This window comes from Intestinibaculum porci (assembly GCF_003925875.1).
Taxonomy (GTDB): domain Bacteria; phylum Bacillota_I; class Bacilli_A; order Erysipelotrichales; family Coprobacillaceae; genus Intestinibaculum; species Intestinibaculum porci.
On record NZ_AP019309.1, the window covers coordinates 2,631,181 to 2,653,084 of the forward strand.

A 21,904-nucleotide genomic window follows, 5' to 3' on the forward strand; every position below is an offset into this window, starting at 1 on the left:
TTATAATCCTATTTTCTTAATTATGTGAATTTTTAAAAGCAATTGCAAAATCCTGTAAGTATGCTAGACTATCCCTGACTTAATTGTGAAAAGAGGTTGATTTTCGTGAATATGAAAAAACTAATGACCGCGTTTTTAACACTCGTCATGATGACCCCCGTCAGTCATGTCTTCGCGGATAGTGAACGCTATTTAGTCTTAGGCAAAGACTTATCGACAAGTGAAAAAGCTACGGTCTTAAACTTACTCGGTGTGACCAATGAAGCCGACTACAATGTCTCTTACATTACCCACGCGGATGAAACAAAGTATTTAGGTAACTATATTTCCGCTTCGGAAATTGGTTCCCGCGCTTTATCGAGCGTTGTGATGGAAAAACAGAACGCCAATGCCGGCATTTCTGTCACTACCAAAAATATTACTTACTGCTCCGCGGAAATGTATCAGAATGCCCTGATTACTGCCGGAGTTAAAGATGTCAAATTAACCGTTGCCGGTCCGTTCAAGATTTCCGGGACCGCAGCCTTAGTGGCCGCCACCAAGTCTTATGAAATCATGACCGGTAAAACCTTAAACAGCACGGCGGTGGACACCGCTAATAATGAGATCAGTGTCACATCTGATGCCGCCAAGGAAGTCGGTTCTGGTGACGCCGCCAAATTAGTGGCTTCATTAAAACAGAAAGTTGCCGCAATGGGTGATGATTATACCCGTTCGAGCGGTGAAGATGCCCTGAAAGAATTAGAAAACACCATGAATATTCAATTATCCGATGATACCGAAGATGAAATTCTTGACTTAATGGACAAGATGAAAAATGTCAATTTAAATGAAGATGAAATCAAAACTCAGGCCAAAGATATTTATGAGAGCATCAAAGGTTATGCCTCACAGATTACCGGCAATACTGGTTTCTTATCTTCAATTGCCCAGAAAGTGAAAGACTTCCTATCTACCATCATTGGCTTCTTTACGGGGAATTAAAAAGGATGCGCTGCATCCTTTTTTTAATTATTCAGATAAAGTTCAAAGAAGTCCCCTACATCGAGAATCTTTGTATTTTCACCGCGATTTAAATATTTGTTTGTATAGTGATCCATTTCGCCAACAACTAAGTAATCAGCCTGACTGCTAGTATCTACCACAATACCGCCATTGTCTTCAATGAATTCTACCGCATATCGGCGGGGCATCGGCATTCGCCCGGTAAAGCAAAAGGTATGATTGGCGATTGGATAAGAGGCAAATAAGACATCAAGACCAATTTGTTCCCTTTTCATATAGGCTTTGATCGCTTCATAGCGATCAATCATATCACCTGAAAAAGGAGGAACGCCATATTTACGGTACAGAGTCTGTTCAAAATCACTAAGATTCGCAGCATAGTTAAAATGCAGACTGGTATCCCAGCGAAAAGTCTCATCTATTAACAAGTCATAATCTTCTTCAAAACGAGGCAAATCTTCAAATGTAATGGTCTCTTTAAGGCCATGACGATGATGGACCAATAGCGTTATTTTCGGCTCATAAGTAATAGCCACATACTGATCCCACAAGGCATAGACGAAACGCATGTTACTTAACCGCGATATCTTCCATCTTAATGGTTGGTAAACCAGAGAAAGAACTGATATATAAAGAGCCTTCGATGTCTAAGTGATCACCCTTCTTTAATTTTGTATGGGCAATAGGCACATCGTAAGCAGTCGCTTTGACAAGACCATGAGACGTTCTAAATGATAACTCGAGACCACGGGACATATCAAACTTACGGATGCTTTCAATTTCAGCATCTTTAATCTTAAAGAATGGGCGTAAGTTCCCAACCCCATATGGTTCTAACGCTTTTTCCATCTCTTTAATTGCATCTTTAGTGATGTCTTCTAAAGTTGTGACGATCGGTGTGTAATCATTTTGCGGTTCTTCATGATCCGCTTTGATCGTTGATAAAGCTTCGCCAAATTTTTGATAAGTACCGCCTTGTTTTTTCGGATTCAAGAAATATTGTAAGAGACGGTTCCAGTGAATTTCGGGATTTTTTTCCACATACGTTTCTAATGGATAAACCACGCGTGAACGCACCATCGGCGCACTGTAGGAAACATGGCCATCGCCGCCATATAGCAGCATGTTGTTGCGTTTTTCTTTGGTAATCATAATCCGTTCAAAGGTGAAATAGCGTTCCTCTTCTAAAATTTCCCGGCCGCGAATAAATAATGTCCGGTTCTGTTTTAAAAGCGGTGTTGTCGAGCAAAGCACACCGATCGCCCCTAAAGCAAGAGAGTATTTCTCTAACCCATATAATGAAGCGATGGAGCAGGCGATCGTCGATAAAGCGAGTGGTCCTTCATTGATTGTGATATTGATATCTTCACTGCGATTAAAGAGGCTGATGCTATGATCTCTAAAGATCAGAATATTCCCTCTTAACATATATTCATCTTTATGAATGTACTTCACTTCAAATGGAATCTTGATCTTCGCTAATAATCTGATAAAAATGAGCACAGAAAAAAGAGAGTCCAAAGCGGTATCGGCCACGAATAAGAATTTTTCTTTGTTTTCAATTTTACTCTGAAACGTCTTCAAAAAATCTTCCCCATGATCAATCATTGACGCATCAAAGTCATAGTCCTGACCGATTTTTTCAAACGCTTCCTTAGTAAATGAGCGGGCTTCCAGCACCTGGGCTAAGATGGTCCCTACTTCAAATTCTTTTTCAATTGCGGGTGTTTTTGTGCAAACAAATTCTGTCTGTTTCATGATGAATTCCCCCTTATGTATTTTTCCCCTACATATAAACATACCATAAATTCTCCGTTTTTTTAAGGCCTTTCCCGGAAATTCTTTTTTTCATACGATATCGTTTTGCACAGTTTTTTCTTTCCTCTGACCCTATCTTAAAAGGATCATTGTCCCTTTTAAAAAAGAGAACGCTTCCGTTTCTAGAAATCACAAAGGAGATGCGACGCATCTCCTACAGCTTTCTTCTGACTAAATCTTCAAAGTAGCCATCTTCTTCATCAATCTGTCTTGCTAAACGGTAAATCTGATCATAACGTTCATGAGAACATGGATGATTCTTAAACAGTTCCAATGATTCTTTGAAATTTTCTTTGATATTACGTAATTCCTTGGTGTCATAATGGGCCATCGCCACCACGTAAGAGCGGGCTAAATCATCATAAATGGATGAAACCATCGCTTCATCATAGTCTTCCAGACATAACATAATCTTCGTTCCCGCAATACGGATCAGGTTCTTATAGGCTTCTTCATCATTACTTAAACGTTCATAAGCTAATAAGTGATTATCTAACGATGCTCTTAAATAATTGACATCATGGGTTAAATTATAAGCATAGAAATCATCGCTAGCTAAAGTCAGATAAGAGTTCGCCACCGTTGGTGACTGTAAGCTTTGACGCATCTGTAAAGCCTGTTTATGATAAGCGATCGCTTTTTCAATATCTTCCCGGTTTTTATCTAGTTTGAAGCGGCCCTGATAATAAGCGCCGATATTGGAATCGATCTTGGCGATCAGTAAATCATTCTTTTCACATTTCTCTAAGCCTGCCATTTTCTCTTTGATGGCATCTAAATGCTGCTTACCAATATTAAGCAGATTAAGCTTATCAGCCGTCATTAAGCCATAAGCCATCTGATTTGATAAATCACACTGATCATAAACCGGCAAAGTAGCCTTTTCGATCATCTGCAGCCCCTGTAATCGCAGCTCATAAGCTTTAGGATCTAAACGCATAATATCATTAATCAGGCTAATCAGTTCATGAATATGATGGACCTGCTTATCTTTTGCGATCATCTCGATGACATTTTTTGCTTTCTCTAAAGTCTCTAGCGATAACTGCTCCTGCAGTTTTGTAAGAAAAGTCAAATCATCACTGTAACGCACCATGATGGCAATCCCTTTTGCGGACAGCCAGTAACTCGTTTGCGTATTGGCAATATGATAAGTACCCATCTCTTCATAGATAAAATACATATCGATGGTTTTCTTCAGGCAAGCAAGGTTGAGGGCTTCTAAGTCCCCAGATAAAAGTTTACGATAGACATCTAAGTCTTTTTTGGTATCTAAATGTTCATAGAGCTCATGATCACGAATCAGCTGTAAAGCGTTCTCCCCCGCCTTAATAATCTCTGCTTTACTAACGCGCTGATCCTCCATCATCATTGCCAGTAATGGTAAGTAAAGCTGCAGTGTCAGCTCACGAATTTCATCAAACATATGAAAGCCCCCTTCTTGCCTATAAGTATACGCCACTTATTAAAAAAACACCACTTAGATCGTGATGTTTTCTTGGCCGCAGGCACATTCGTGATTTGTATAGAAGTCTTCACTGTAATATTCTGAGCCAAAGCCAGAACCTTTCTTCCGCGCTTTTGAATAATAAAGATTCAAATCCGCCTGATGCATGATTCCGCGTAAGTCTTTAGCACTGCTGGTAAAGCCAAAACAGTAACCGGCGGTAATACTGATCGATATCGCTTTCCCATCTTTAGTGGTTTGTAATAAGTCGGCTTGCATTTTATTAATCGATTTTTGAATTTCAATTTCTGTATGGAACGGCATTACGGCAATAAACTCATCACCGCCATAACGGTAACAGTGCTTTCGGCCAAAGACGCGAACAAGTTCTGCCGCCACGCTGGTCACGACAAAATCGCCCATATCATGACCATAAGAATCATTAAATTTCTTAAAGTCATCAATATCAAAGAAGATCACAGCCTGCATACCTTCCATCATCCCGGTGAAATCGGTGCGAAAAGCGGCGCGGTTTTTCACACCGGTTAATTCATCATATTCAGATTTTTCTTTCAGTGAGTTATTGCGCTGTTTTAAGATATCATTAAAAGTTTCGAGGGCTTTCATTGCTTTTTCCTGTTTGCGATATAAATGACCAACCATCAAGACAATGATCGTTGCGCTCAATATAAGGGCTAATAGGTCCTTACGGGCATGAAGAGATAAATGCCAGAATCGAAGTCCATCCGTATAATAAAACAAATCCGCGCTGACAAGGGCAATAGCGCTAGCGATTCCGCCTTTATATCCGCCATAAACAAGGCAGGCAACGAGAATGACAATTCCCGCCAGATTAAAGTTAATCGCTTTTATTGAAAAAAAGAATGAAGCTAGCAGTAAGGTGAAGACAAAGCCCATAATCAGACTTTTTCGGTTAGCTTTTGGTGTATTCATAGATTTCTTCCTTTCGGGGCACAAATGTATCATATAAAGTCACACATTGCAACCTTTTTACATTCAATTTTCTCTATTGTGACTTTAAGCAGGATTATTATAGCCTAAAGCACGCATTTTTAAAATATGAAAAACCAAAAAAAAGGAGAACTTTCCATCAACTTTCCATCAAGAAGTTCTCCGCAAGATGATAAGGAGCCTAGCGCTTCGCCAAGCAGCGCGTTAAGGATGTAAATACCAGTCGGTGTAAGCCTCTAATGCTTCACTGTGTAAAGCATATAAATAGTGAATCAGATAGAGATTGCCCGACAAGTCTAAAATGGGAATCGTTTGGGTCTTTAGACCTTCAAATAACGCTATGATTTGTACAATAAGATCATAAGAAATGTTTGTGTATGTCAACTTGTTGTAGCTTTCCAGCATTGAAATCATGACCTTTAAGGATGAGTATTCATCGCTCGTTTCAATCAGCCCGCAATACTGATTGGCACTCGCAATAAGCTGTGTGATCTCCTGAGGAGAATAATGATGGTTTGCACATTTTTTGACGCGTCTTAAATAATGATGTTTCACCATCGCCTGAAATTCTTTCTCCTGCGCGAGGCTTTTAGCACTCTCATGAAAGAGGATTGCTTTCATATGTGCATAAGCCGTCATACAGAGATTTTTCATTTTGTCTTCAGCCTGATCGCAGTTCTTTTTGATTGTCACCATAAGCGCAAGACATTCGTGAGCAGCCGCCGAGAAACGGCTTAACAGTGGATCATTCTTCTTCGTAACCTCAACCAGGACGCAGACCAGGTCTGTGATCAATGTGATCAGCTCGTTTTTTAATGTACGCATCACAGATCCCTCCTTCTCATCTCCCCTTCGATTATAATCGGATAATGAAAAAAGTGGTTACAACCAGTGTAACAGGATCTATAGAAGAAAAGAAAAAAGGCCTTGCAATGGCCTTATTCGTAATCTTCATTTTCGTCGGCATAAGTATAGCCTTCAACGTCCGCACCGTAAATAATAATATCATCAGAAATCTGTGTTTCGTGTAAGTCTGACGCAAACACCGCACCAGAGATAAAGTCTTCAATAGATTTTCGATCAGCACCAGCGATATCTTCATAGTTAACGATGATCGTCTGACCTGCCAGCAATGAGGATACGATATCGACTCTGACATCGGTATTTTCTGCTCTGACTAATAAAATTGATAATGTATTTCTCACCTGTGGGCACCTCCCATGTTCTCTATGTTTTAAATTTTACACTTTACTAGATAAAATATCAACATTTAACGTGAGACCATCCACCGAAAGAGCCACATTGGTGTGAGCGAAACGACCATATAGCGGGGCAGGTCATAAGGATCATCATCTCGCGACGCATTGCGATACTGATTATAGCTAAAAGCGAGATGAACGTGATGGGCTTTTAAGATCTGACCAATATCATCACGCGTGCGGCCAAAGGGAAAGGCAAAATACGTTTCACTAGCCCCATCTTTTTGAAAATCTTCATCAATGGCTTGTAATGACATATCCTGAATCTTCTTACGATCAAAGCCTGGTGCCACTTTATGCATATTAAAAGAGTGTGAATAATAAGCGGCGGTGGCATCATCATGAATTTCACTGCGGGTGAGGAAACCTTTGACCGGATGATCAAGATGTTTCCCAATGACAAAAGCAGTCGCATGCATATGATATTTCTTCAGGATCGGCTTAACAATCGTGTTGAAGTTCTCATAACCATCATCAAAGGTTAAGACCACCGCCTTACCGGTAACCTTTAAACGACCATGATAATAATCATCAAACTGTTTCATCGTTAACGTTTGATAATGATGATTATAAAGATAGCGCATCTGCTTGGCAAAAGCGGAAACTTTCTGGGCATAAATATAATGTGGATATTTCTCTTTTTTGAGTTGATCAGGGACAATCGCATGATAGCCTAAAACGGGGATACTTTGCGGTCTTTTAGCCTGGAGCTGAAAACCCGTCAGGAAGATTATCAGCACCATGATCAGTGCATTTTTCATTTGTTTCATAAAATCACCTAAAGGCGATTTTACACTTGTCGTTAAAGAAGATCAAGACTGACGCGTGATTGTGTAATAAGCACCAATCGGACTTTTCACCACTTTATGCACTTTCACATAATATGTGCCCGCATTCACTTGCGCATGATAGCGCATCGTATGGGCATCTACTTGCGATTTTGATAATGCATCATTGACGACATTCTTCTTTGCATCGCGGTGGTAAAGGGAAACGTCACTATCTAATAACGACAAATCAAAGGATAAGCTGCCTGCTTGTGCCATCACCATCTTATAAAAGCGATCATTCTTATCATTATTGAGGAAAACCCCTTTACTTGTTTTATGCACACTGATCGTGGAGGCTTTCTTCTCTTTCACATTTTTATGGGATGGTAATTTAGAAAATGTGTATTTGAGACGATAGGTATGCTTGCCATCAGGTTTTAAAATATAGTCCCCTTCATTAAGGCGACCGGATCCTCTTTTACCGTCACTGATCCTAAAGTATAATGGCCTCCTTTTACATATTTACCAGTTTGATCAAGATAGCTTGAATTCAGTTTTAATAACCCATTTTTAGCGTGGATATGAATAGCGGGCGTGCCGCTAAAACAGGCATAGGTTTTCGCTTTTAAAGTGAAATCATCATGATACACTTGGGATACATAAAGAATGATACTCGCTTTCTTATACTGGGCTTTATTATGATCGAGCAAATCAATCGCATAAGCCGGCTGGGAAATGCGTACATAGTATGTTCCTTTTTGCGTAATCGCTACCTTTTGATGACAGTTTTGATCCTGGTAGACGCCATAGCTGAGTTTACTCTTATTACTCGTAATCGTCACCGGACCATTGACATCGACCTTTAAAGGAATCACTTTACTGCGCGTAGTATGACTTGATGTCCCCTTGGGAAAAGAATACGTGTACTTATTGCCTTTCTGCTTAAGCGAAGTGGTTAATAACTTTGGCGTCATCGTCGTTGACAGTAATTCAACATCTTCTCCCGCCGCATAGACACAGACATACGTTCCATAAAGGACGAAACATGAGATAACCAAAACGGCTAATAAAATACTTTTTTTCATCGAAACACCTTCTTTCACCAAACATTGTAATCAGGCATGATGAAAATCGGTGACAACTTGTGTAACAAAAAAACACCTGCCAAAAGACAGATGTTACAAAGTATATTGCGAAATAGTGGCACAAATGGTGCGCATATCCACATCGGTTTCAAAGGTAAACTGCAAGGTCATGCCATTAGCGAAAAAGCAGGCGCTGCGCACTGAGCGAAAGCATGCCACATCCGCTCTGATTTTCTTGACTGGTATTTCCTGCAAATGAAGATAATTCGCATCACCGCTCATCGCCGTGGAAATATTTTGCATTTAATGTCCCCCTTGCCACAAATAGTAACAGCCTAATACAATACATAAAAAAAGAATGAGCATCAGAATAATTTTCACATGTTCCATCTGGCGAATTTCCTGCTTTGACTGCAAATCAGTCAAAGGCGCCCCGCAGAATTTACAAAACTGATCTTCATCATCAACCTCGCAGCCACATTTTGGACATGTTTTCATGATGCTCACTCCTTTCATTCCTCGATATTAAAAAATGAAGTAAATGTATAAATCTTATGAATTTGTAAACAAATGAGTATACAAACCACCGCGCTGATACCATCAACGATCGCCATCAAGGTTAAAGCCTGACGATAAGCGTCACCGTGATTGGTGACTTCCATCACCAAAGCCATATTGGCCTGGTTCATCATCCCAAACATGGCCCCAAAATAAGAAGCGGATGAATGCAGCGCTTTAATAGCAATTCCTAATAGTGAAATGGCCGGTGAAATATACCACAAAACCAAACAGTTAATAATCCCAATAACAAGGTATAAACCATTCACTTTTTCCTGTGGGTGCTTATAAAAACGTAAGAGGCTCATGATACTCACCACAACGCTAAAGCCCCATAAGATCACATACAAAAGCGGGCCATAAGACAAAATGCCTAACTGGTTCATAAAAGAACCGTTCACCCAGTTAATCGTACGCCCATAGTGATAAACCAAAAGCAAAACGCCACTCATGATGACACTATAAGCGATCATCATGCCATTGACATAGCGTGCCTGAGAGGAACGCTTCTGGCTTGTAACATAATCATCTGCAGATGCGCCCATCGCTTCATCAAGCGATTGTGAGGAAGCGACACTTGATGACGTGCTTTCTGCATCATCATGTGATAGAGATTCACTCGTTACCATGCTATTCATTTGTGATAAAGTGCTGCTTTCACTAACAGAGACATTTTCCCTTTGGCTTGATGATAGAGAAAGCGAGTGACGTTGCTCATGCTCATCTCTGATATCATCCGCTAAAGAAACCCTTCCTTGTAAATCCCGAAACTTTGTGCCGCAGTATCTGCAGAAACGTGCATCATCACGGTTCTCTTTCCCGCATTGGTCACAATATTTCATGATCTGTCCTCCTGAACTATTTCTATTTTATCATTCTTTATTTCTTTTCGAAACAATTTCAAAATATCTAGTGAAAAAAGGCATCAATGCCATTAGCTAAGCCTAAGGCCATCTTCTGCTGGTAGCTTGCGGTCACTAATAACTGATCTTCCTGTTTATTGTGCATTTCCCCCATTTCAATAAGCGCGGTCGGCGCCTTGGAGAAATTCGTTCCCGTTAAATCATCACGATAAGAAAGGCCGCGATTGTTGGCATGCGTCTGCTTTTCTATCGCTGGTAAAAGACATTTTGATAATTGTAACGAACGATCAATAAGTTTTTTCGACATAAACTTATTATGTCGCGATGGTGTGCAGACAAAAAAGCCATGCGTATGTGATTCACCCATATCATTACAATGCAGGCGAATCATTGCATCAGCGTGCGCTTTATTAGCAATCTCAGCACGCTTGCTGTTAAGGATATTCACCTTCTCATGACGACGCACCATCACCACTTGATAACCGCGATGTTTTAATATCTTTTCTAACTTTAACGCTACCGCTAAATTCACGCTTGCTTCTCTAACATGCGTGTAACGTCCTACCGTCCCGTCCGTAACCTTCATTTTCTTCACCTTAGAATGTGGGCCATTAGGCTCTAGCGAAGTATCCGCATGCAGCTGATGCCCGGCATCAATGCAGATCACTTTCTTTTTCTTCTCTTTCTTATCTTTTTGCACTGTTTTTTTAATAGCCTGTTTTTCTTTCCCGCACACTGCCGGCCTATTGGCCGGCATGATCATCATGATGGCTAAAACAGCCATTCCCCATTTTTTCATATCCCATAATCCTTTCACTTAAAATAAGGCAAACATGAGCGAATCCAGTCACAATACGCCTCTTCTCGCGAGATTGCGCCGGATAAAACCAGATAATCTCCAAGCTGTGCCTTAGTTGGCTTTTTCGTATAATGCTCATCCATGCTGCTTTTTAAAGAGGCCAGTTTATCTTCATGCTTATCAAGCTGTGAGAGTAGTAAATCTTTGACGAGAGAAGGATCCATTCGCTCACAAAAATACATCCGTAAGCGGAAGACATCTTTCGCTGTTGGCGCAAGCTCTTCATCTTCTGATAACCAGGCATCAAGTTCCTTAGCCCCCGCCTCGGTAATGGTATATACTTTTTTCTTTAACGATTCGCCGCTTTCCGGCATTTCATAGTTTAAAAGTTTTTCCTGTGTCAGTTTCTTTAATTCCGGATAGATCTGACTATGTTTCGCAGACCAGAAGTTCCCGATCGGTCCATCAAATTCTTTATAAATATCATAACCGGTCATCGGTTTTTGCGAAACTAATCCTAAAATTGCATATTTTAATGTTCTCATTTTTTTCACCTGTATTTATTTTAACATGTTCTTTTAAATATTAAACATGTAAATGTTGACACACAAGTAAAATGACGTTATGATTTTCACATGGAGGTTTTCAAATGAAATATCAGAAATTATTTACCCCAATGACCATTGGTTCTATTACGGTTAAAAACCGTTTTGCCATGGCCCCAATGGGACCGCTTGGTTTAAGCGACAGCGATGGCGGCTTTAACCAGCGTGGTATTGATTATTATGTCGAAAGAGCAAAAGGCGGAACCGGCTTAATCATGACCGGGGTTACTTTCGCCGATGATGATGTTGAGCAGCATGGTTTACCAAACTGTCCATCACCAACCCACAATCCGATTCAGTTTATCCGTACAGCCCGTGAAATGACGGAACGCATTCATGCTTACAACGCGAAAATATTCTTACAGATGAGCGCTGGTTTCGGACGGGTTACGATCCCTACCAACTTAGACATACTATTAAATGTCAATAGAAAATATGAGGGGAGTTGATTTTGTTAATTATATAAATTAATTGAATCTTTGTTTACTCTGATTCTAAAGCCAAGTGAGTTTGTCTTGGCTTAGAGGTGAGTGCTACAAATATGTAGTATTAAAAATTACAAAAAGAAAACATCTTAGTGTGTATAAATGTGAAAGATGTCACAAGCTATCGAAACATATGTGTTTTATATCAAAAATCTACATACAGTATTACTCTTCTGGGTCATTTCCAGTAAAGGTAAAATCATGTACTACACCATTCTCATCAGAATATTTGTAAATACATCTTCTTGTCTTTTCTGGAATGTCAGTAGTAATACTTTGGAAGAACGTGGCTCGGGTATCTTCCGGAAGCTTCATGAGATCCTCATAAAGCAGTACGAAATCACTATCATGCTTAAGAATAGCGTAAATATAACGTGCCATCTTATTGGCAACAGCTACTATTGCAAGCTTATGGCGCTTCTTATTGCCATTTTTAACCCTTGCAAAAAGGTTGGCAAGGTATGGATTATGCCGTCTGGCATACTCTGATGCCAGGTATATAGCGTGTCTGAGGATAGGCGATCCCATTTTGGAAATCTTCCCATGGGTATCAACTGATGAACCTGATTTCTTATTTCTTGGCGTTAATCCACAGTATGATGCAAAGTTTTCCGCTTTCTTGGAAAGAGCTATGTCATATACCTCACCAAGAATCATAGCTGCGGATTCTTCACCAACACCGATTAATGTCTGAAGACGCTTAAATGCAGGCTGTTCTGAAGCAAGATTAACCATCATTTTCTTGTAGTTTCTCCTTGTCTGAAGCAGATTTCTGATACTGCTGACCATTTCAACGGTGATCAGTTCAGCTTCCTGAGGAACATTAAGAGTAACAATGGTATTTTCACAAAGATCGAACAAATCGTCTATTTTAGCTTCCTTACAGCGATGCTTAGAGGCCTCGTAAGCCACATTAAAGACTTCATTTTTAGAAGATTTAATGATATGATGTGCAGTAGGATATGCCTCTAAGATTGCAAGCGCAGTCGCAGAACGTATTGAGAAAACAGCGGTAAGCTCCGGGAAGAACTTTTCACACTGTGCACTCAGTCGATTGTATTCAGCATTTAGCTGTTTATTCAGCTGCTGATAGCGATGCGTCAGAAGTTTTAGATTCGCATGTCCTTTTTTGTTGTTTTCTTCGTTGTAATTAGGAGCTTTTTCAACATAACGTGCATCATCATCAGTTGCGCACATCTGTGCAATAGTCTTAGCGTCAAGTGGATCGGATTTGGCATATCCGTGTGCATCGCGCCACCTGTCAACGAATTTAGTATCCAGAAACTTAACTGCTTCACTTTCCTGGAGATGATCGCGTATATACATATAGACATTGTCAGAGTACACGCCTGTTACTTCCATTGTGAAAAGAACGCTCAGGCAGTCTTCATCTTTGTAATGTCTAACGGTATCGAGGAACTCATCGACACCTGGCTTGGTGAATTTAAACTTTATCGCCTTTCGAACAAATTTGGATTTAACATTTCTATCTCTGTTACGTTTATAAATGGCAGCATCTGCTTTGCCTTTAGAAACGTCTAAACCGATAAATAAATCATATTGTTTTGAAAAGATATTGTTTTTCACGATAAGTACCTCATTTCATAAATTGATAGTAATTTGTTTTGAACTGCACCTCTAAGCCAAGACAAACGCAACCTCGAAAATAAGAAGACAATGCAAACAAAGCTTCAACAAACTCATTAGGGTATAAAGAACTGTTTTGGCTGAGGAATAAGTCTATGTGAAGCGGACATCCCATAGGGGCCGCAAGGAGAAAGAATACAACCTTAGGTTCAAAACAGAATCTATTATCCTGGATTTGAAGTGTATATTCAAATCTAAAGAATCATCAATTATTAGCGATGATTCATTAATCAAATTACAAACATATTATACGAGGGGAAATCCCACCAGTCGCACCAAGTGAAATCCAGCATCGCTGGTTAGATAAAACTTGTCGCGCATTGACCGTTGAGGAAATTCATCATATCGTTAAACAGTTTGGCAATGGCGCTTATAACGCCAAGAGAGCTGGTTTTGATGGCATTCAGATTCATGCTGTGCATGAAGGTTATCTGCTTGATCAGTTTGCCATTTCCTTATTCAATCACCGTACTGATGAATACGGCGGCTCTTTAGAAAACCGCCTGCGCTTCGCAAAAGAAATCGTTGAAGAAATTCATCAGCGCTGTGGCGAAGACTTCCCTGTCACCTTACGTTTCTCATTAAAATCATTCATTAAGGATTTACGTGATGGCGCTTTGCCAGGAGAAGAATTTGCAGAAAAAGGCCGTGATATTGAAGAAGGCATCGCCGCGGCGAAGATGCTTGTATCTTATGGTTACTGCGCTTTAGATGTCGATGTCGGGACCTATGATGCCTGGTGGTGGAATCATCCGCCAATGTATATCGAAAAAGGTCCTTATCGTCCTTACGCTAAGATCGTTAAAGAAAACGTTGATGTCCCAGTCTTCTGTGCCGGTCGTATGGATAATCCGGATATGGCTTTAGCAGCCATTGAAGATGGCACTTGCGATATCATCTCTTTAGGTCGTCCATTATTAGCGGATCCAGATTATGTCAATAAATTACGTCGTGGTGATATTCAGGATATTCGTCCATGTTTATCTTGTCAGGAAGGCTGTATGGGCCGTATCCAGGAATACTCAGCGCTCAACTGCGCCGTAAACCCACAAGCTTGCCGTGAACGTTATACGGCTTATCGTCCCGTCATCGGTGCTCCTAAAAATGTCTTAATCGTTGGCGGCGGGGTTGCTGGCTTAGAAGCCGCCCGCGTTTTAGCAATCCGCGGTCATCACGTTTCTCTCGTTGAAGCGACCGATCGTTTAGGCGGTAACCTGATTCCTGGCGGTGCCCCTTCTTTTAAGGAAGATGATCACTTATTAGTCAAATGGTATGAATACCAGATGAAAAAATTAAAAGTTGATGTCACCCTCAACAAAAAAGTGACGCGTGAAGAAGTCTTAGCCCATAACTACGATTCTGTCATCATTGCGACAGGTTCAACGCCTAAACGTTTCTCATTAGGTCATGATGAAACAACATACAGCGCGGAAGATGTCTTAAATAAGAAAGTCGATCCTGGGCAGAATGTTGCTGTCATCGGCGGCGGTCTGGTCGGCTGTGAATTAGCGATCGCCTTAAAAGATGAAGGCCGTAACGTTGCTTTAGTCGAAGCCTTAGATAAGATCTTAGCCTTAAATGGTCCATTATGCGCCGCTAATAAGGAAATGCTGGAAAGACTAGTCCCTTATAAAGACGTTCAGATGTATACCTCATCACAGGCTAAAGCCTATGATGGCAAGACCTTAACAATCACCACCCCTGATGGTGAAAAACAGCTGCCAGCAGACAGCGTAGTCTTAGCCATCGGCTATAAAGAAGAAGCTTCCCTTTATGAATCTTTACAGTTTGATGTTTCAGATATTCACTTATTAGGTGATGCCCGTAAAGTTTCTAATATCATGTATGCCATTTGGGATGCCTTTGAAGTTGCTAATAGCTTATAATACGAAACCAGCAGAATTATTCTGCTGGTATTTTTTGAATATAAGAGACCGGCACCTTTTTCGTTAACCAGACATTATTTTTTGATAAATAAAAGCGATAACCATCCTCATACATCTTCTTCGCATCGATTTTGTAAACAACCACTTGGCCATGGCGTAAACCCACTTTAATCGCCGTTTTCACATCCCATGATAAATGGACGTAAAGACGCGTCATTGGCAAAATCGCTGACGCTTCAATAAACGGCGCCGCCTTGGTGCTGGTGCCATGATAAAGAACATCCGGCGGTCGTTTTTCCATAAGTTCCACATCAACCAAAATGGAGTGGCCCTGGTTTGCCCGAATGAGGGTATGATCCTCATTAAAGCTAAAGCGCTGCTTGTCATCCGTGCGCACAATTTCTTCTAAGGTTTCCCGATCCATCGGGGTTTGCGTGTTCATCTTTTCAATCAGTTCATCCACATGGGCATAGCCATGTTCATCTAAGGTCATCCCAATCACATCGGGACGATGGCGTAAGATCAGACTTAAAAATTTTCCTTTGTTCATAAACTTCATCTCCGCTTCTTATTGTATCAAAAAGCAGGAAGACATTTAATGTCTTCCCGAGTAACATCCCTATGCTTGATAACGCGCAAGCATCCGCATTAATCCCGCCTTCACCTTTTCCCGTAAGGAGAGCGGCGAGAGCACTTCTACCATTTCGCCATACTGTAAAACCCAGTAATATAAGGCTTGGGTATTGATTTTCGCACTGATGAGCACATATTCCTCATCTTCTTCCATCACATGGAAAGACGTGCCATACCAGTCAATGAAATCGCCGATATGATCTTTCACAATTTTTAACTGACAGGTCTCTGATTCCCCGGCGAACATATAAATATGTTCACGCATGTAATCACCTAAATCAAAGCCGTGCGCATAAGAAGACAAAGTGCGAATAGAAACACAGCCTTCTTCTAAAATCTCCACCTTCGCCATCCGGTCTAAGCGTCGATTTCCCAGATCGTCGCTGCCGTCATTATGACAAATGAGGTAAAAGCGTGATAAATCCGAAACAATATAGTAAGGGTCGACAATCCTGGTGGACGTTTCATGAAGCTGCTTATCAATGCCATAGCGGCAGCTGGTAATGCGCACCCGTTTATGGTTTTCAATCGCTTCATCTAAGGCCTCCATAATCTCGTAGAGATGCTCATTATTATTATGATTGATATCTGGCAGTTCGTGAATCGCGCGTACTTTCCGCTCTAATGCCAAGCTTCCCAGACTCTGCAGTTTCCCAATGAGCGCTTTGGCCTGATCCTGGGGCAGTAAATGGCCAAAAAGAACACTATCGATAACGATCCGAATTTCTTCATCGCTCAAATCCCGATTTCTATAAATACCGCGTTCACCGCTGACGTAATGGGCTTGTCGCAGTTCATGCAGATAACTCCCTAAGGTTCCGCGAGAAATCTTCACATCGTATTTCTCGTGAAGCAGCTGAAGAAGATCCTTCTGGGTAAGACGATGCGACGCATCGGTCTGACTCAGAATTTTCAAAATATACACTGGTATTAAACCGTTCTTTCTCATGTGCATCCCCCCTTACACCTATACTATACACTTTCCGATGTTCAATACTTTGGACATAAGAAAAATGAAAGTGACTTTTTTCACTTTCATTTCATTTTTTTAGAGGCAGGATTCATAAAGTTCACGAATTTCCTGTTCATCAACCTTAAAAAAGGCATTTGCTAAAAGACGCTGCTGATGAGCGACAGTACTTTTCGCAAAAGTCGCCGGATCACTGGCAATGGCGCCATAGCTGCGCATTGGTTTATAAGGTAAGATTTCATTGAGTAAATCTTCTAAGGTCGCTAATGGATCAAGCGCATTTAACATTTCCCCTAGCATATCAGAAAACTCCTGAAACGCTTCTGGCTGTTTGAGGCGATAAAAATGTAAGACTTTCATTAAGAACTGATAATTGGATTCGCCATGTGGGACATGATACTTTCCGCCAAAGGCATAACTCATCGCATGAATCAGCCCGCATCCCGCATTCCCAAAAGCGATGCCGGCACTCGTCGAAGCCTGTAATAAGACCTGGCCTAACTGTTTGTAAGCCTCATGGTCTTCTCTCACTAACAGATAAGCATTGAGAATCGCACTCATCGCATCAACTGAAAACGTTTGGGTAAAAGGCGTAGCTTTTGGTGAGAGATAACTTTCGATGGCATGAATAAGCGCATCAATCGAGCTTGTCGCAAAGACTTCGTAGGGCAGCGTCTCAAGGAAACTTGGCACAATCACGGCCGCATCTGGATATAACGCTTCGCCAACTAAACCCTGCTTGGTCCCTAAAACGGTGCGGTTAACAACCGCAATATTGGTCACTTCCGAGCCTGTCCCGCAAGTTGCGGGCACGGCAATCAGCTGGTGATGTTTAACGAGGGGCTGATCATAAAGTTTATTGACATCCGTTTCTTGGCCGGCGACAGCCACGATCTTCGCAATATCTAACACACTGCCTCCGCCAATGGCAATCAGACGATCATAATCATACGTCGATACATGTTCAAGCAAAGCATTGATCATCACATCACTTGGTTCCCCGCTGCCAAAATCTTCTAAATTGATAACCGTCGCTTCACATAGCGTTTTTTCTAACTGCGGGGCCATAATATAATCATTAGATAAAATCAGATCCCGATCGGTCACCTTGAATTCATCGACAAAAGCCCCAAAGTCTGGGCATGAATAAAGGACTGGTTTAAGTTTTAATAATTGCATGATATCATCTCCTGATTTCATTTTAGTGGATTGAGAAATGGCTTTCAAGAGCAGGATTATACCTAAAAGCGCAAAAGCCGGATGACTCCGACCTTTGCGCTTTAAAGTGAATTTGAAGAAATGAATGAAGAATACTTATCTTTTCATCGGTAAGCACAAGTCTATCTTAATGAAATGCCATGGGATAAAGATATTGCATTCATAGGCAATGATATGAATATTTTAAGAAGAAACAGGAAGCCTTATTTAAGCAGCTGCGCTGCTTCTTCATCGATGACAATGAGGACATCAGGATGCGTCTGTAAAACAGAGGCTGGACAGTCGGTGGTGACAGGCCCTTTCACTAAGGCGGCGACCGCTTTTGCCTTGCGCGCGCCGCAGGCAATTAAAATAATCTTTTTCGCATCAAGAATATCGCGAATACCCATCGTCACTGCATAATGGGGCACGGCGTCTTCATCACCGTTAAAGAACAATCGGGCATTGTCCTTGATGGTACTTTCTTTTAATGCCACTTTATGTGTATGGGAATCAAATGATGTGCCTGGTTCATTAAAACCAATATGGCCATTTGAACCAACACCTAATAACTGTAAATCACGCGGATGCTTTTTTAACATTGCGCTATAGTGAGCGCAGGCTTTTTCAGGATCCGTTTCACCATCTGGTAAATGAATATTTTCAGGCCTAATATCTAAACCATCAAATAACTGTTTGTGCATAAAATAATGATAGCTTTGCGGATGATCAGGGGTGAGACCACTATATTCATCTAAGTTATAACTGCAGACCTGCTTGTAGCTGGTCCCATTATTCATATGGTCTTCTTTTAATAATTCATAAGTGCGTATTGGTGAAGATCCCGTCGCTAAACCTAACACGGCCCGAGGATGGACATTGACGAGATGGATGATTTCCTGAGCGACATACTGACTCACTTCTTCATAATTCTTTTTAATAATCACTTTCATGATCTGTACCTCCTTGTTTCTTCTTCGCCTCTATTATAATCAAACAAAAATAGAAAATCAGCTTTTTGACGTGTTTAGGGAGAGATTACAGCCCTTGTGACAAGTTTTTATAAAAAACATCTTGTTTTTTATAAAGGATTGTTTTACGCTTTAAGAAAGGAGAATCACTATGTTATTTTTAAAAAAAGATGTTGCTTTAGATGACTTAGAACTGCATATTTATAAATTTGTCATCGCTAATATTACCAAAGTGCCCTATATGCGTATTCGTGAATTAGCCAGTGAAACCAATGTCTCAACAACTTCGATCCTGCGTTTCTGTAAGAAATTTGAATGTGACGGCTATTCCGAGTTCAAATTCAAACTCAAAAATTATCTGCAGGAAGCGCCAGAGAGCAGCTATGATACAGATATCAAAATGATCGCCTCCTTCTTTGACAAGTTTTCCACACCTAGCTATGTAGAAAACTTAGACTTAGCGATCAATGAGATCCTTGCCGCCGATTTTCTGATCTTTATTGGCAAAGGTGCTTCCGGGATGATCGCCTCTTATGCAGCCCAGTTATTTTCTTCCCTGGTTTGCTTTTCGATTGCCGTCGATGATCCAGAAAATACCTTCCTGCATGAATTCAAACGGAAGTTAGCAAGTCATATCTGCCTCATTGTCTTATCTGTGAATGGTGAACATCAGGATATCGTTGATTTCATCAGTGATCAGAGCGTCGCTAATTCGAAGGTTATTGCGATTACCAATACTTCAACCTCAACCTTAGCGAAACTCGCTGATGTGTCGATTGCTTATTATATTCCTACCAAATCACACAATCATATGAATATTACTTCACAGGTCCCGGCTTTATCGATTGTCGAGTACCTCGCCAAAAAAGCCTATAACCGCAAACAGGAAAGCGACTAATCGCTTTCCTGTTTCTTTTCTTCTTTCTTTTTCTTTCTTAACATCTTGCCTAAGTTTTCCATCTTATGTGCGGTATATTCCACTTCATCTTTCGTATAACGCATCCGATGCAAGATATTAATTTCCTTACCGCCGAGACTGCCGGCTGCCTGTGACACTTTCATTTTTACATATTCGGCATAGTTATCAAGCTGAATCTGCAGTTCATCCTTACTTTCACTCGCCCGATCATAAGCCCACTGCACGCGATCGCCAAACTGTTCTTCGACATCAGTAATCTTATCGACAATGCTTGATAAGGTCGCTAAAGTCATGCCGAAATCCGTCGCTACCACAGCCATGAGGGCTAGTGATAAAAGCTCCATCCATAATGACGGCTCACTTGTCCCAAAACCTTTAAAAAGCGGTAAAATATAACGAACAATGACTACGCCCGCCAAGCCAAAGGCTATTGATATTGGCAAGGCGATGCGGCCATGAATGTTGAGCGGTACATTAGAATAATCCCACCAGCGGGCATGATATTTCTTTTCTAAAATATAACTGGTTAGATATTCAATAATTGCCGAGCCAATCATACAAACCAAAAAGATCTCAATAGGATTGGTATCACCGCTTGTTGGTAAGACGCCTGAATGAAAGATAAAAAAAGCACTCATGACGCCAATACCATAAATGGGACAATAGGGCCCAAAGAGAAAACCGCGATTTTCCCAAGTGCCGGTATTAAGCATGCAATAGGTACATTCATAAATCCAGCCCAGAAAACTAAAGAATACAAAACCAACAAAATATTGACTTATAATCATTGTCATCACCATCTTCATTGTATCATAGTTTACCCTTCCAACAAGGCCTAAACAGGTACTTTTATAATGAAAGAGCTTACTGAAAATAATTAAGAAAAAATTAAGAATTAACATTGAAAAGGGCTCTAAACTGTTCTATAATCTCCCGTAGTAAGAGTCTAAAGAGATGTGTTGAGGGAAAGTAAATGAAGAATTTAATGCGAATCATCAAGTTTATATCATGCCTATTAGTGGTTTACAGTGCTTTATATTTAGGAACGATTATCCTGTCTCATACCCAGTATAATTTCTATCCAAGCTATGAAAATATTTTGCGCTTATCCACCCATGAGAAAGGTATCCTGCTTGGTTTATCATTAGCCTTAATTGGTTCTTCACTGATGCAGTTTGTCTCATTATGTGCGATCAAAAAGAAAGTCAACGATCTGATTTTTCTTCTTCCCGCCATCGTTGCTGGCGTCCTCTTTACATTCTCTACCTTATAATGAGCGAAACGCTCTTTTTTTATATCGTCTTATGTTATAATTTGCGCAGAAAGGAGATTTTATCTCAATGAATAAAAATAAATTCGAAGCCTTTTTTGATGGGGCTTATTTGTTATTTGATCTTGTCGCTGCGATCATCTTTTTTATGCACGGTCATCAAAGTATCATCTTTACGATGTATGGATGCCTCGCTTTATTACTGGGCGGCGGAGATGCTTTTCATCTCATCCCGCGGATGAAACGTGCGCTATCAGGTGAGGATGAAAAAACCGAACATGCACTAGGCTTAGGCCTGCAGGTTTCTTCGATGACGATGACCTTATTTTATGTCTTACTCTATTATATCTGGAAACAGCTCTTCGGTATTTCTGTTCCCTTCATTTACCCTTTCATCATTTGGCTGACCGCGATCATCCGCATCGTCTTATGCCTGATGCCGCAAAATAACTGGTATCACTATGAAGGCAATCCGCGTTGGGGCATCTATCGTAATATTCCTTTTATCTTTACCGGGATTACGATGTACATTCTCTTCCTCTTTTCCGGTAATGCGTATGGCTATCATATGCAGTTTATGTCCATCGCCATTGCCATTTCCTTCATTTGTTACTTACCAGTGGTGCTGTATGCAAAAAAGCATCCAGCCGTCGGCATGTTAATGATGCCAAAAACACTCGCCTATGTGGCGATGTTAAGCCTCGGCTTATCACTGATCACCAAAATCCACTAAGGTGGATTTTTT

General features: G+C 40.7%; 26 protein-coding genes. 6 read left to right on the top strand and 20 right to left on the bottom strand.

The annotated features are described in order from the left end of the window. Positions 1–111 precede the first annotated feature (111 nt). Positions 112–984: a DUF1002 domain-containing protein gene (locus SG0102_RS12550; RefSeq protein ID WP_148668861.1), complete on the top strand. Its 873-nt coding sequence runs from the start codon at positions 112–114 to the stop codon at positions 982–984. A 23-nt stretch (positions 985–1,007) separates the two neighbouring features. Here SG0102_RS12550 and SG0102_RS12555 read toward each other — a convergent pair whose 3' ends face one another. The 14 genes from SG0102_RS12555 to SG0102_RS12620 form a co-directional block, all read right to left on the bottom strand. Then, on the bottom strand, positions 1,008–1,574 hold the full coding sequence (locus SG0102_RS12555) for a BRCT domain-containing protein (RefSeq protein ID WP_125120249.1): 567 nt from the start codon (positions 1,572–1,574) through the stop codon (positions 1,008–1,010). A 1-nt stretch (position 1,575) separates the two neighbouring features. Further along, entirely contained in the window at positions 1,576–2,763 is a 1,188-nt protein-coding gene (locus SG0102_RS12560; protein ID WP_125120250.1) for a hypothetical protein, read from the bottom strand. Positions 2,764–2,977: 214 nt separating this feature from the next. After that, positions 2,978–4,249 (bottom strand): hypothetical protein, encoded by a 1,272-nt coding sequence (locus SG0102_RS12565; protein WP_125120251.1) that lies wholly within the window; start codon positions 4,247–4,249, stop codon positions 2,978–2,980. Between the two features lie 54 nt (positions 4,250–4,303). Continuing rightward, positions 4,304–5,224: a GGDEF domain-containing protein gene (locus SG0102_RS12570; RefSeq protein WP_157983050.1), complete on the bottom strand. Its 921-nt coding sequence runs from the start codon at positions 5,222–5,224 to the stop codon at positions 4,304–4,306. A 222-nt stretch (positions 5,225–5,446) separates the two neighbouring features. Beyond that, positions 5,447–6,067 carry a hypothetical protein gene (locus SG0102_RS12575; protein WP_125120253.1) on the bottom strand — a complete coding sequence of 207 codons (621 nt, stop codon included), beginning with the start codon at positions 6,065–6,067 and terminating at the stop codon, positions 5,447–5,449. A 113-nt stretch (positions 6,068–6,180) separates the two neighbouring features. Then, positions 6,181–6,447, bottom strand: coding sequence for a cell division protein SepF (locus tag SG0102_RS12580; RefSeq protein ID WP_125120254.1), 267 nt, complete (start codon positions 6,445–6,447; stop codon positions 6,181–6,183). 65 nt (positions 6,448–6,512) lie between these two features. Further along, entirely contained in the window at positions 6,513–7,271 is a 759-nt protein-coding gene (locus SG0102_RS12585) for a polysaccharide deacetylase family protein (protein WP_125120255.1), read from the bottom strand. Positions 7,272–7,313: 42 nt separating this feature from the next. After that, positions 7,314–7,643 (bottom strand): hypothetical protein, encoded by a 330-nt coding sequence (locus SG0102_RS12590; RefSeq protein ID WP_125120256.1) that lies wholly within the window; start codon positions 7,641–7,643, stop codon positions 7,314–7,316. A 65-nt stretch (positions 7,644–7,708) separates the two neighbouring features. Further along, positions 7,709–8,356: a hypothetical protein gene (locus SG0102_RS12595; protein WP_125120257.1), complete on the bottom strand. Its 648-nt coding sequence runs from the start codon at positions 8,354–8,356 to the stop codon at positions 7,709–7,711. A gap of 93 nt (positions 8,357–8,449) precedes the next feature. Continuing rightward, the gene (locus SG0102_RS12600; protein WP_125120258.1) at positions 8,450–8,659 is read right to left on the bottom strand and encodes a hypothetical protein; all 210 of its coding nucleotides are present in this window, start codon (positions 8,657–8,659) and stop codon (positions 8,450–8,452) included. Then, complete coding sequence (locus SG0102_RS12605; RefSeq protein ID WP_157983051.1) at positions 8,660–8,854, bottom strand: zinc-ribbon domain-containing protein; 195 nt, start codon at positions 8,852–8,854, stop codon at positions 8,660–8,662. 14 nt (positions 8,855–8,868) lie between these two features. Beyond that, positions 8,869–9,756 (bottom strand): zinc ribbon domain-containing protein, encoded by an 888-nt coding sequence (locus SG0102_RS12610; protein WP_125120260.1) that lies wholly within the window; start codon positions 9,754–9,756, stop codon positions 8,869–8,871. A 67-nt stretch (positions 9,757–9,823) separates the two neighbouring features. Further along, positions 9,824–10,576: an N-acetylmuramoyl-L-alanine amidase family protein gene (locus SG0102_RS12615; RefSeq protein WP_125120261.1), complete on the bottom strand. Its 753-nt coding sequence runs from the start codon at positions 10,574–10,576 to the stop codon at positions 9,824–9,826. Positions 10,577–10,590: 14 nt separating this feature from the next. Then, the gene (locus SG0102_RS12620; protein WP_125120262.1) at positions 10,591–11,121 is read right to left on the bottom strand and encodes a PadR family transcriptional regulator; all 531 of its coding nucleotides are present in this window, start codon (positions 11,119–11,121) and stop codon (positions 10,591–10,593) included. A gap of 104 nt (positions 11,122–11,225) precedes the next feature. Between SG0102_RS12620 and SG0102_RS12625 the strand changes: the two genes are divergently transcribed. Further along, positions 11,226–11,630 carry an oxidoreductase gene (locus SG0102_RS12625; protein WP_197715041.1) on the top strand — a complete coding sequence of 135 codons (405 nt, stop codon included), beginning with the start codon at positions 11,226–11,228 and terminating at the stop codon, positions 11,628–11,630. A gap of 201 nt (positions 11,631–11,831) precedes the next feature. On the opposite strand, the gene SG0102_RS12630 is transcribed toward SG0102_RS12625, so the two are convergent. Next, complete coding sequence (locus SG0102_RS12630; RefSeq protein ID WP_157983052.1) at positions 11,832–13,253, bottom strand: IS110 family RNA-guided transposase; 1,422 nt, start codon at positions 13,251–13,253, stop codon at positions 11,832–11,834. A gap of 344 nt (positions 13,254–13,597) precedes the next feature. Between SG0102_RS12630 and SG0102_RS12635 the strand changes: the two genes are divergently transcribed. Then, positions 13,598–15,199 (top strand): oxidoreductase, encoded by a 1,602-nt coding sequence (locus SG0102_RS12635; RefSeq protein WP_331852257.1) that lies wholly within the window; start codon positions 13,598–13,600, stop codon positions 15,197–15,199. Positions 15,200–15,215: 16 nt separating this feature from the next. On the opposite strand, the gene SG0102_RS12640 is transcribed toward SG0102_RS12635, so the two are convergent. From SG0102_RS12640 to nagB, 4 genes are all read right to left on the bottom strand, one after another. Then, entirely contained in the window at positions 15,216–15,749 is a 534-nt protein-coding gene (locus tag SG0102_RS12640; RefSeq protein WP_125120265.1) for an RNA 2'-phosphotransferase, read from the bottom strand. A 69-nt stretch (positions 15,750–15,818) separates the two neighbouring features. Next, on the bottom strand, positions 15,819–16,781 hold the full coding sequence (locus tag SG0102_RS12645; RefSeq protein WP_157983053.1) for a helix-turn-helix transcriptional regulator: 963 nt from the start codon (positions 16,779–16,781) through the stop codon (positions 15,819–15,821). A 99-nt stretch (positions 16,782–16,880) separates the two neighbouring features. Then, entirely contained in the window at positions 16,881–17,981 is a 1,101-nt protein-coding gene (locus tag SG0102_RS12650) for an iron-containing alcohol dehydrogenase (RefSeq protein ID WP_157983054.1), read from the bottom strand. 242 nt (positions 17,982–18,223) lie between these two features. Beyond that, positions 18,224–18,952 carry a glucosamine-6-phosphate deaminase gene (gene nagB, locus SG0102_RS12655; RefSeq protein ID WP_125120268.1) on the bottom strand — a complete coding sequence of 243 codons (729 nt, stop codon included), beginning with the start codon at positions 18,950–18,952 and terminating at the stop codon, positions 18,224–18,226. 169 nt (positions 18,953–19,121) lie between these two features. Here nagB and SG0102_RS12660 point away from each other — a divergent pair, with 169 nt between their 5' ends. Further along, positions 19,122–19,868 (top strand): MurR/RpiR family transcriptional regulator, encoded by a 747-nt coding sequence (locus SG0102_RS12660; RefSeq protein WP_125120269.1) that lies wholly within the window; start codon positions 19,122–19,124, stop codon positions 19,866–19,868. On the opposite strand, the gene SG0102_RS12665 is transcribed toward SG0102_RS12660, so the two are convergent. Then, positions 19,865–20,677: a putative ABC transporter permease gene (locus SG0102_RS12665; protein WP_157983055.1), complete on the bottom strand. Its 813-nt coding sequence runs from the start codon at positions 20,675–20,677 to the stop codon at positions 19,865–19,867. The two genes, SG0102_RS12660 and SG0102_RS12665, sit on opposite strands and share 4 nt — an antisense overlap. Before the next feature lie 185 nt (positions 20,678–20,862). On the opposite strand from SG0102_RS12665, the gene SG0102_RS12670 reads away from it, so the two are divergent. Both SG0102_RS12670 and SG0102_RS12675 read left to right on the top strand, forming a co-directional pair. Beyond that, positions 20,863–21,162, top strand: a complete 300-nt coding sequence (locus SG0102_RS12670; protein WP_125120271.1) for a hypothetical protein — start codon at positions 20,863–20,865, stop codon at positions 21,160–21,162. 67 nt (positions 21,163–21,229) lie between these two features. Next, positions 21,230–21,892 carry a hypothetical protein gene (locus SG0102_RS12675; protein WP_125120272.1) on the top strand — a complete coding sequence of 221 codons (663 nt, stop codon included), beginning with the start codon at positions 21,230–21,232 and terminating at the stop codon, positions 21,890–21,892. Positions 21,893–21,904: the final 12 nt, after the last annotated feature.

Bases quoted from the DNA above. Each gene is read 5' to 3' on its own strand.
- SG0102_RS12550 (WP_148668861.1), top strand. From the start codon at position 112: ATGAAAAAACTAATGACCGCGTTTTTAACACTCGTCATGATGACCCCC.
- SG0102_RS12555 (WP_125120249.1), bottom strand. From the start codon at position 1,574: ATGCGTTTCGTCTATGCCTTGTGGGATCAGTATGTGGCTATTACTTAT.
- SG0102_RS12560 (WP_125120250.1), bottom strand. From the start codon at position 2,763: ATGAAACAGACAGAATTTGTTTGCACAAAAACACCCGCAATTGAAAAA.
- SG0102_RS12565 (WP_125120251.1), bottom strand. From the start codon at position 4,249: ATGTTTGATGAAATTCGTGAGCTGACACTGCAGCTTTACTTACCATTA.
- SG0102_RS12570 (WP_157983050.1), bottom strand. From the start codon at position 5,224: ATGAATACACCAAAAGCTAACCGAAAAAGTCTGATTATGGGCTTTGTC.
- SG0102_RS12575 (WP_125120253.1), bottom strand. From the start codon at position 6,067: ATGCGTACATTAAAAAACGAGCTGATCACATTGATCACAGACCTGGTC.
- SG0102_RS12585 (WP_125120255.1), bottom strand. From the start codon at position 7,271: ATGAAACAAATGAAAAATGCACTGATCATGGTGCTGATAATCTTCCTG.
- SG0102_RS12595 (WP_125120257.1), bottom strand. From the start codon at position 8,356: ATGAAAAAAAGTATTTTATTAGCCGTTTTGGTTATCTCATGTTTCGTC.
- SG0102_RS12600 (WP_125120258.1), bottom strand. From the start codon at position 8,659: ATGCAAAATATTTCCACGGCGATGAGCGGTGATGCGAATTATCTTCAT.
- SG0102_RS12605 (WP_157983051.1), bottom strand. From the start codon at position 8,854: ATGAAAACATGTCCAAAATGTGGCTGCGAGGTTGATGATGAAGATCAG.
- SG0102_RS12610 (WP_125120260.1), bottom strand. From the start codon at position 9,756: ATGAAATATTGTGACCAATGCGGGAAAGAGAACCGTGATGATGCACGT.
- SG0102_RS12615 (WP_125120261.1), bottom strand. From the start codon at position 10,576: ATGAAAAAATGGGGAATGGCTGTTTTAGCCATCATGATGATCATGCCG.
- SG0102_RS12620 (WP_125120262.1), bottom strand. From the start codon at position 11,121: ATGAGAACATTAAAATATGCAATTTTAGGATTAGTTTCGCAAAAACCG.
- SG0102_RS12625 (WP_197715041.1), top strand. From the start codon at position 11,226: ATGAAATATCAGAAATTATTTACCCCAATGACCATTGGTTCTATTACG.
- SG0102_RS12640 (WP_125120265.1), bottom strand. From the start codon at position 15,749: ATGAACAAAGGAAAATTTTTAAGTCTGATCTTACGCCATCGTCCCGAT.
- SG0102_RS12645 (WP_157983053.1), bottom strand. From the start codon at position 16,781: ATGAGAAAGAACGGTTTAATACCAGTGTATATTTTGAAAATTCTGAGT.
- SG0102_RS12650 (WP_157983054.1), bottom strand. From the start codon at position 17,981: ATGCAATTATTAAAACTTAAACCAGTCCTTTATTCATGCCCAGACTTT.
- nagB (WP_125120268.1), bottom strand. From the start codon at position 18,952: ATGAAAGTGATTATTAAAAAGAATTATGAAGAAGTGAGTCAGTATGTC.
- SG0102_RS12660 (WP_125120269.1), top strand. From the start codon at position 19,122: ATGTTATTTTTAAAAAAAGATGTTGCTTTAGATGACTTAGAACTGCAT.
- SG0102_RS12665 (WP_157983055.1), bottom strand. From the start codon at position 20,677: ATGATTATAAGTCAATATTTTGTTGGTTTTGTATTCTTTAGTTTTCTG.
- SG0102_RS12670 (WP_125120271.1), top strand. From the start codon at position 20,863: ATGAAGAATTTAATGCGAATCATCAAGTTTATATCATGCCTATTAGTG.
- SG0102_RS12675 (WP_125120272.1), top strand. From the start codon at position 21,230: ATGAATAAAAATAAATTCGAAGCCTTTTTTGATGGGGCTTATTTGTTA.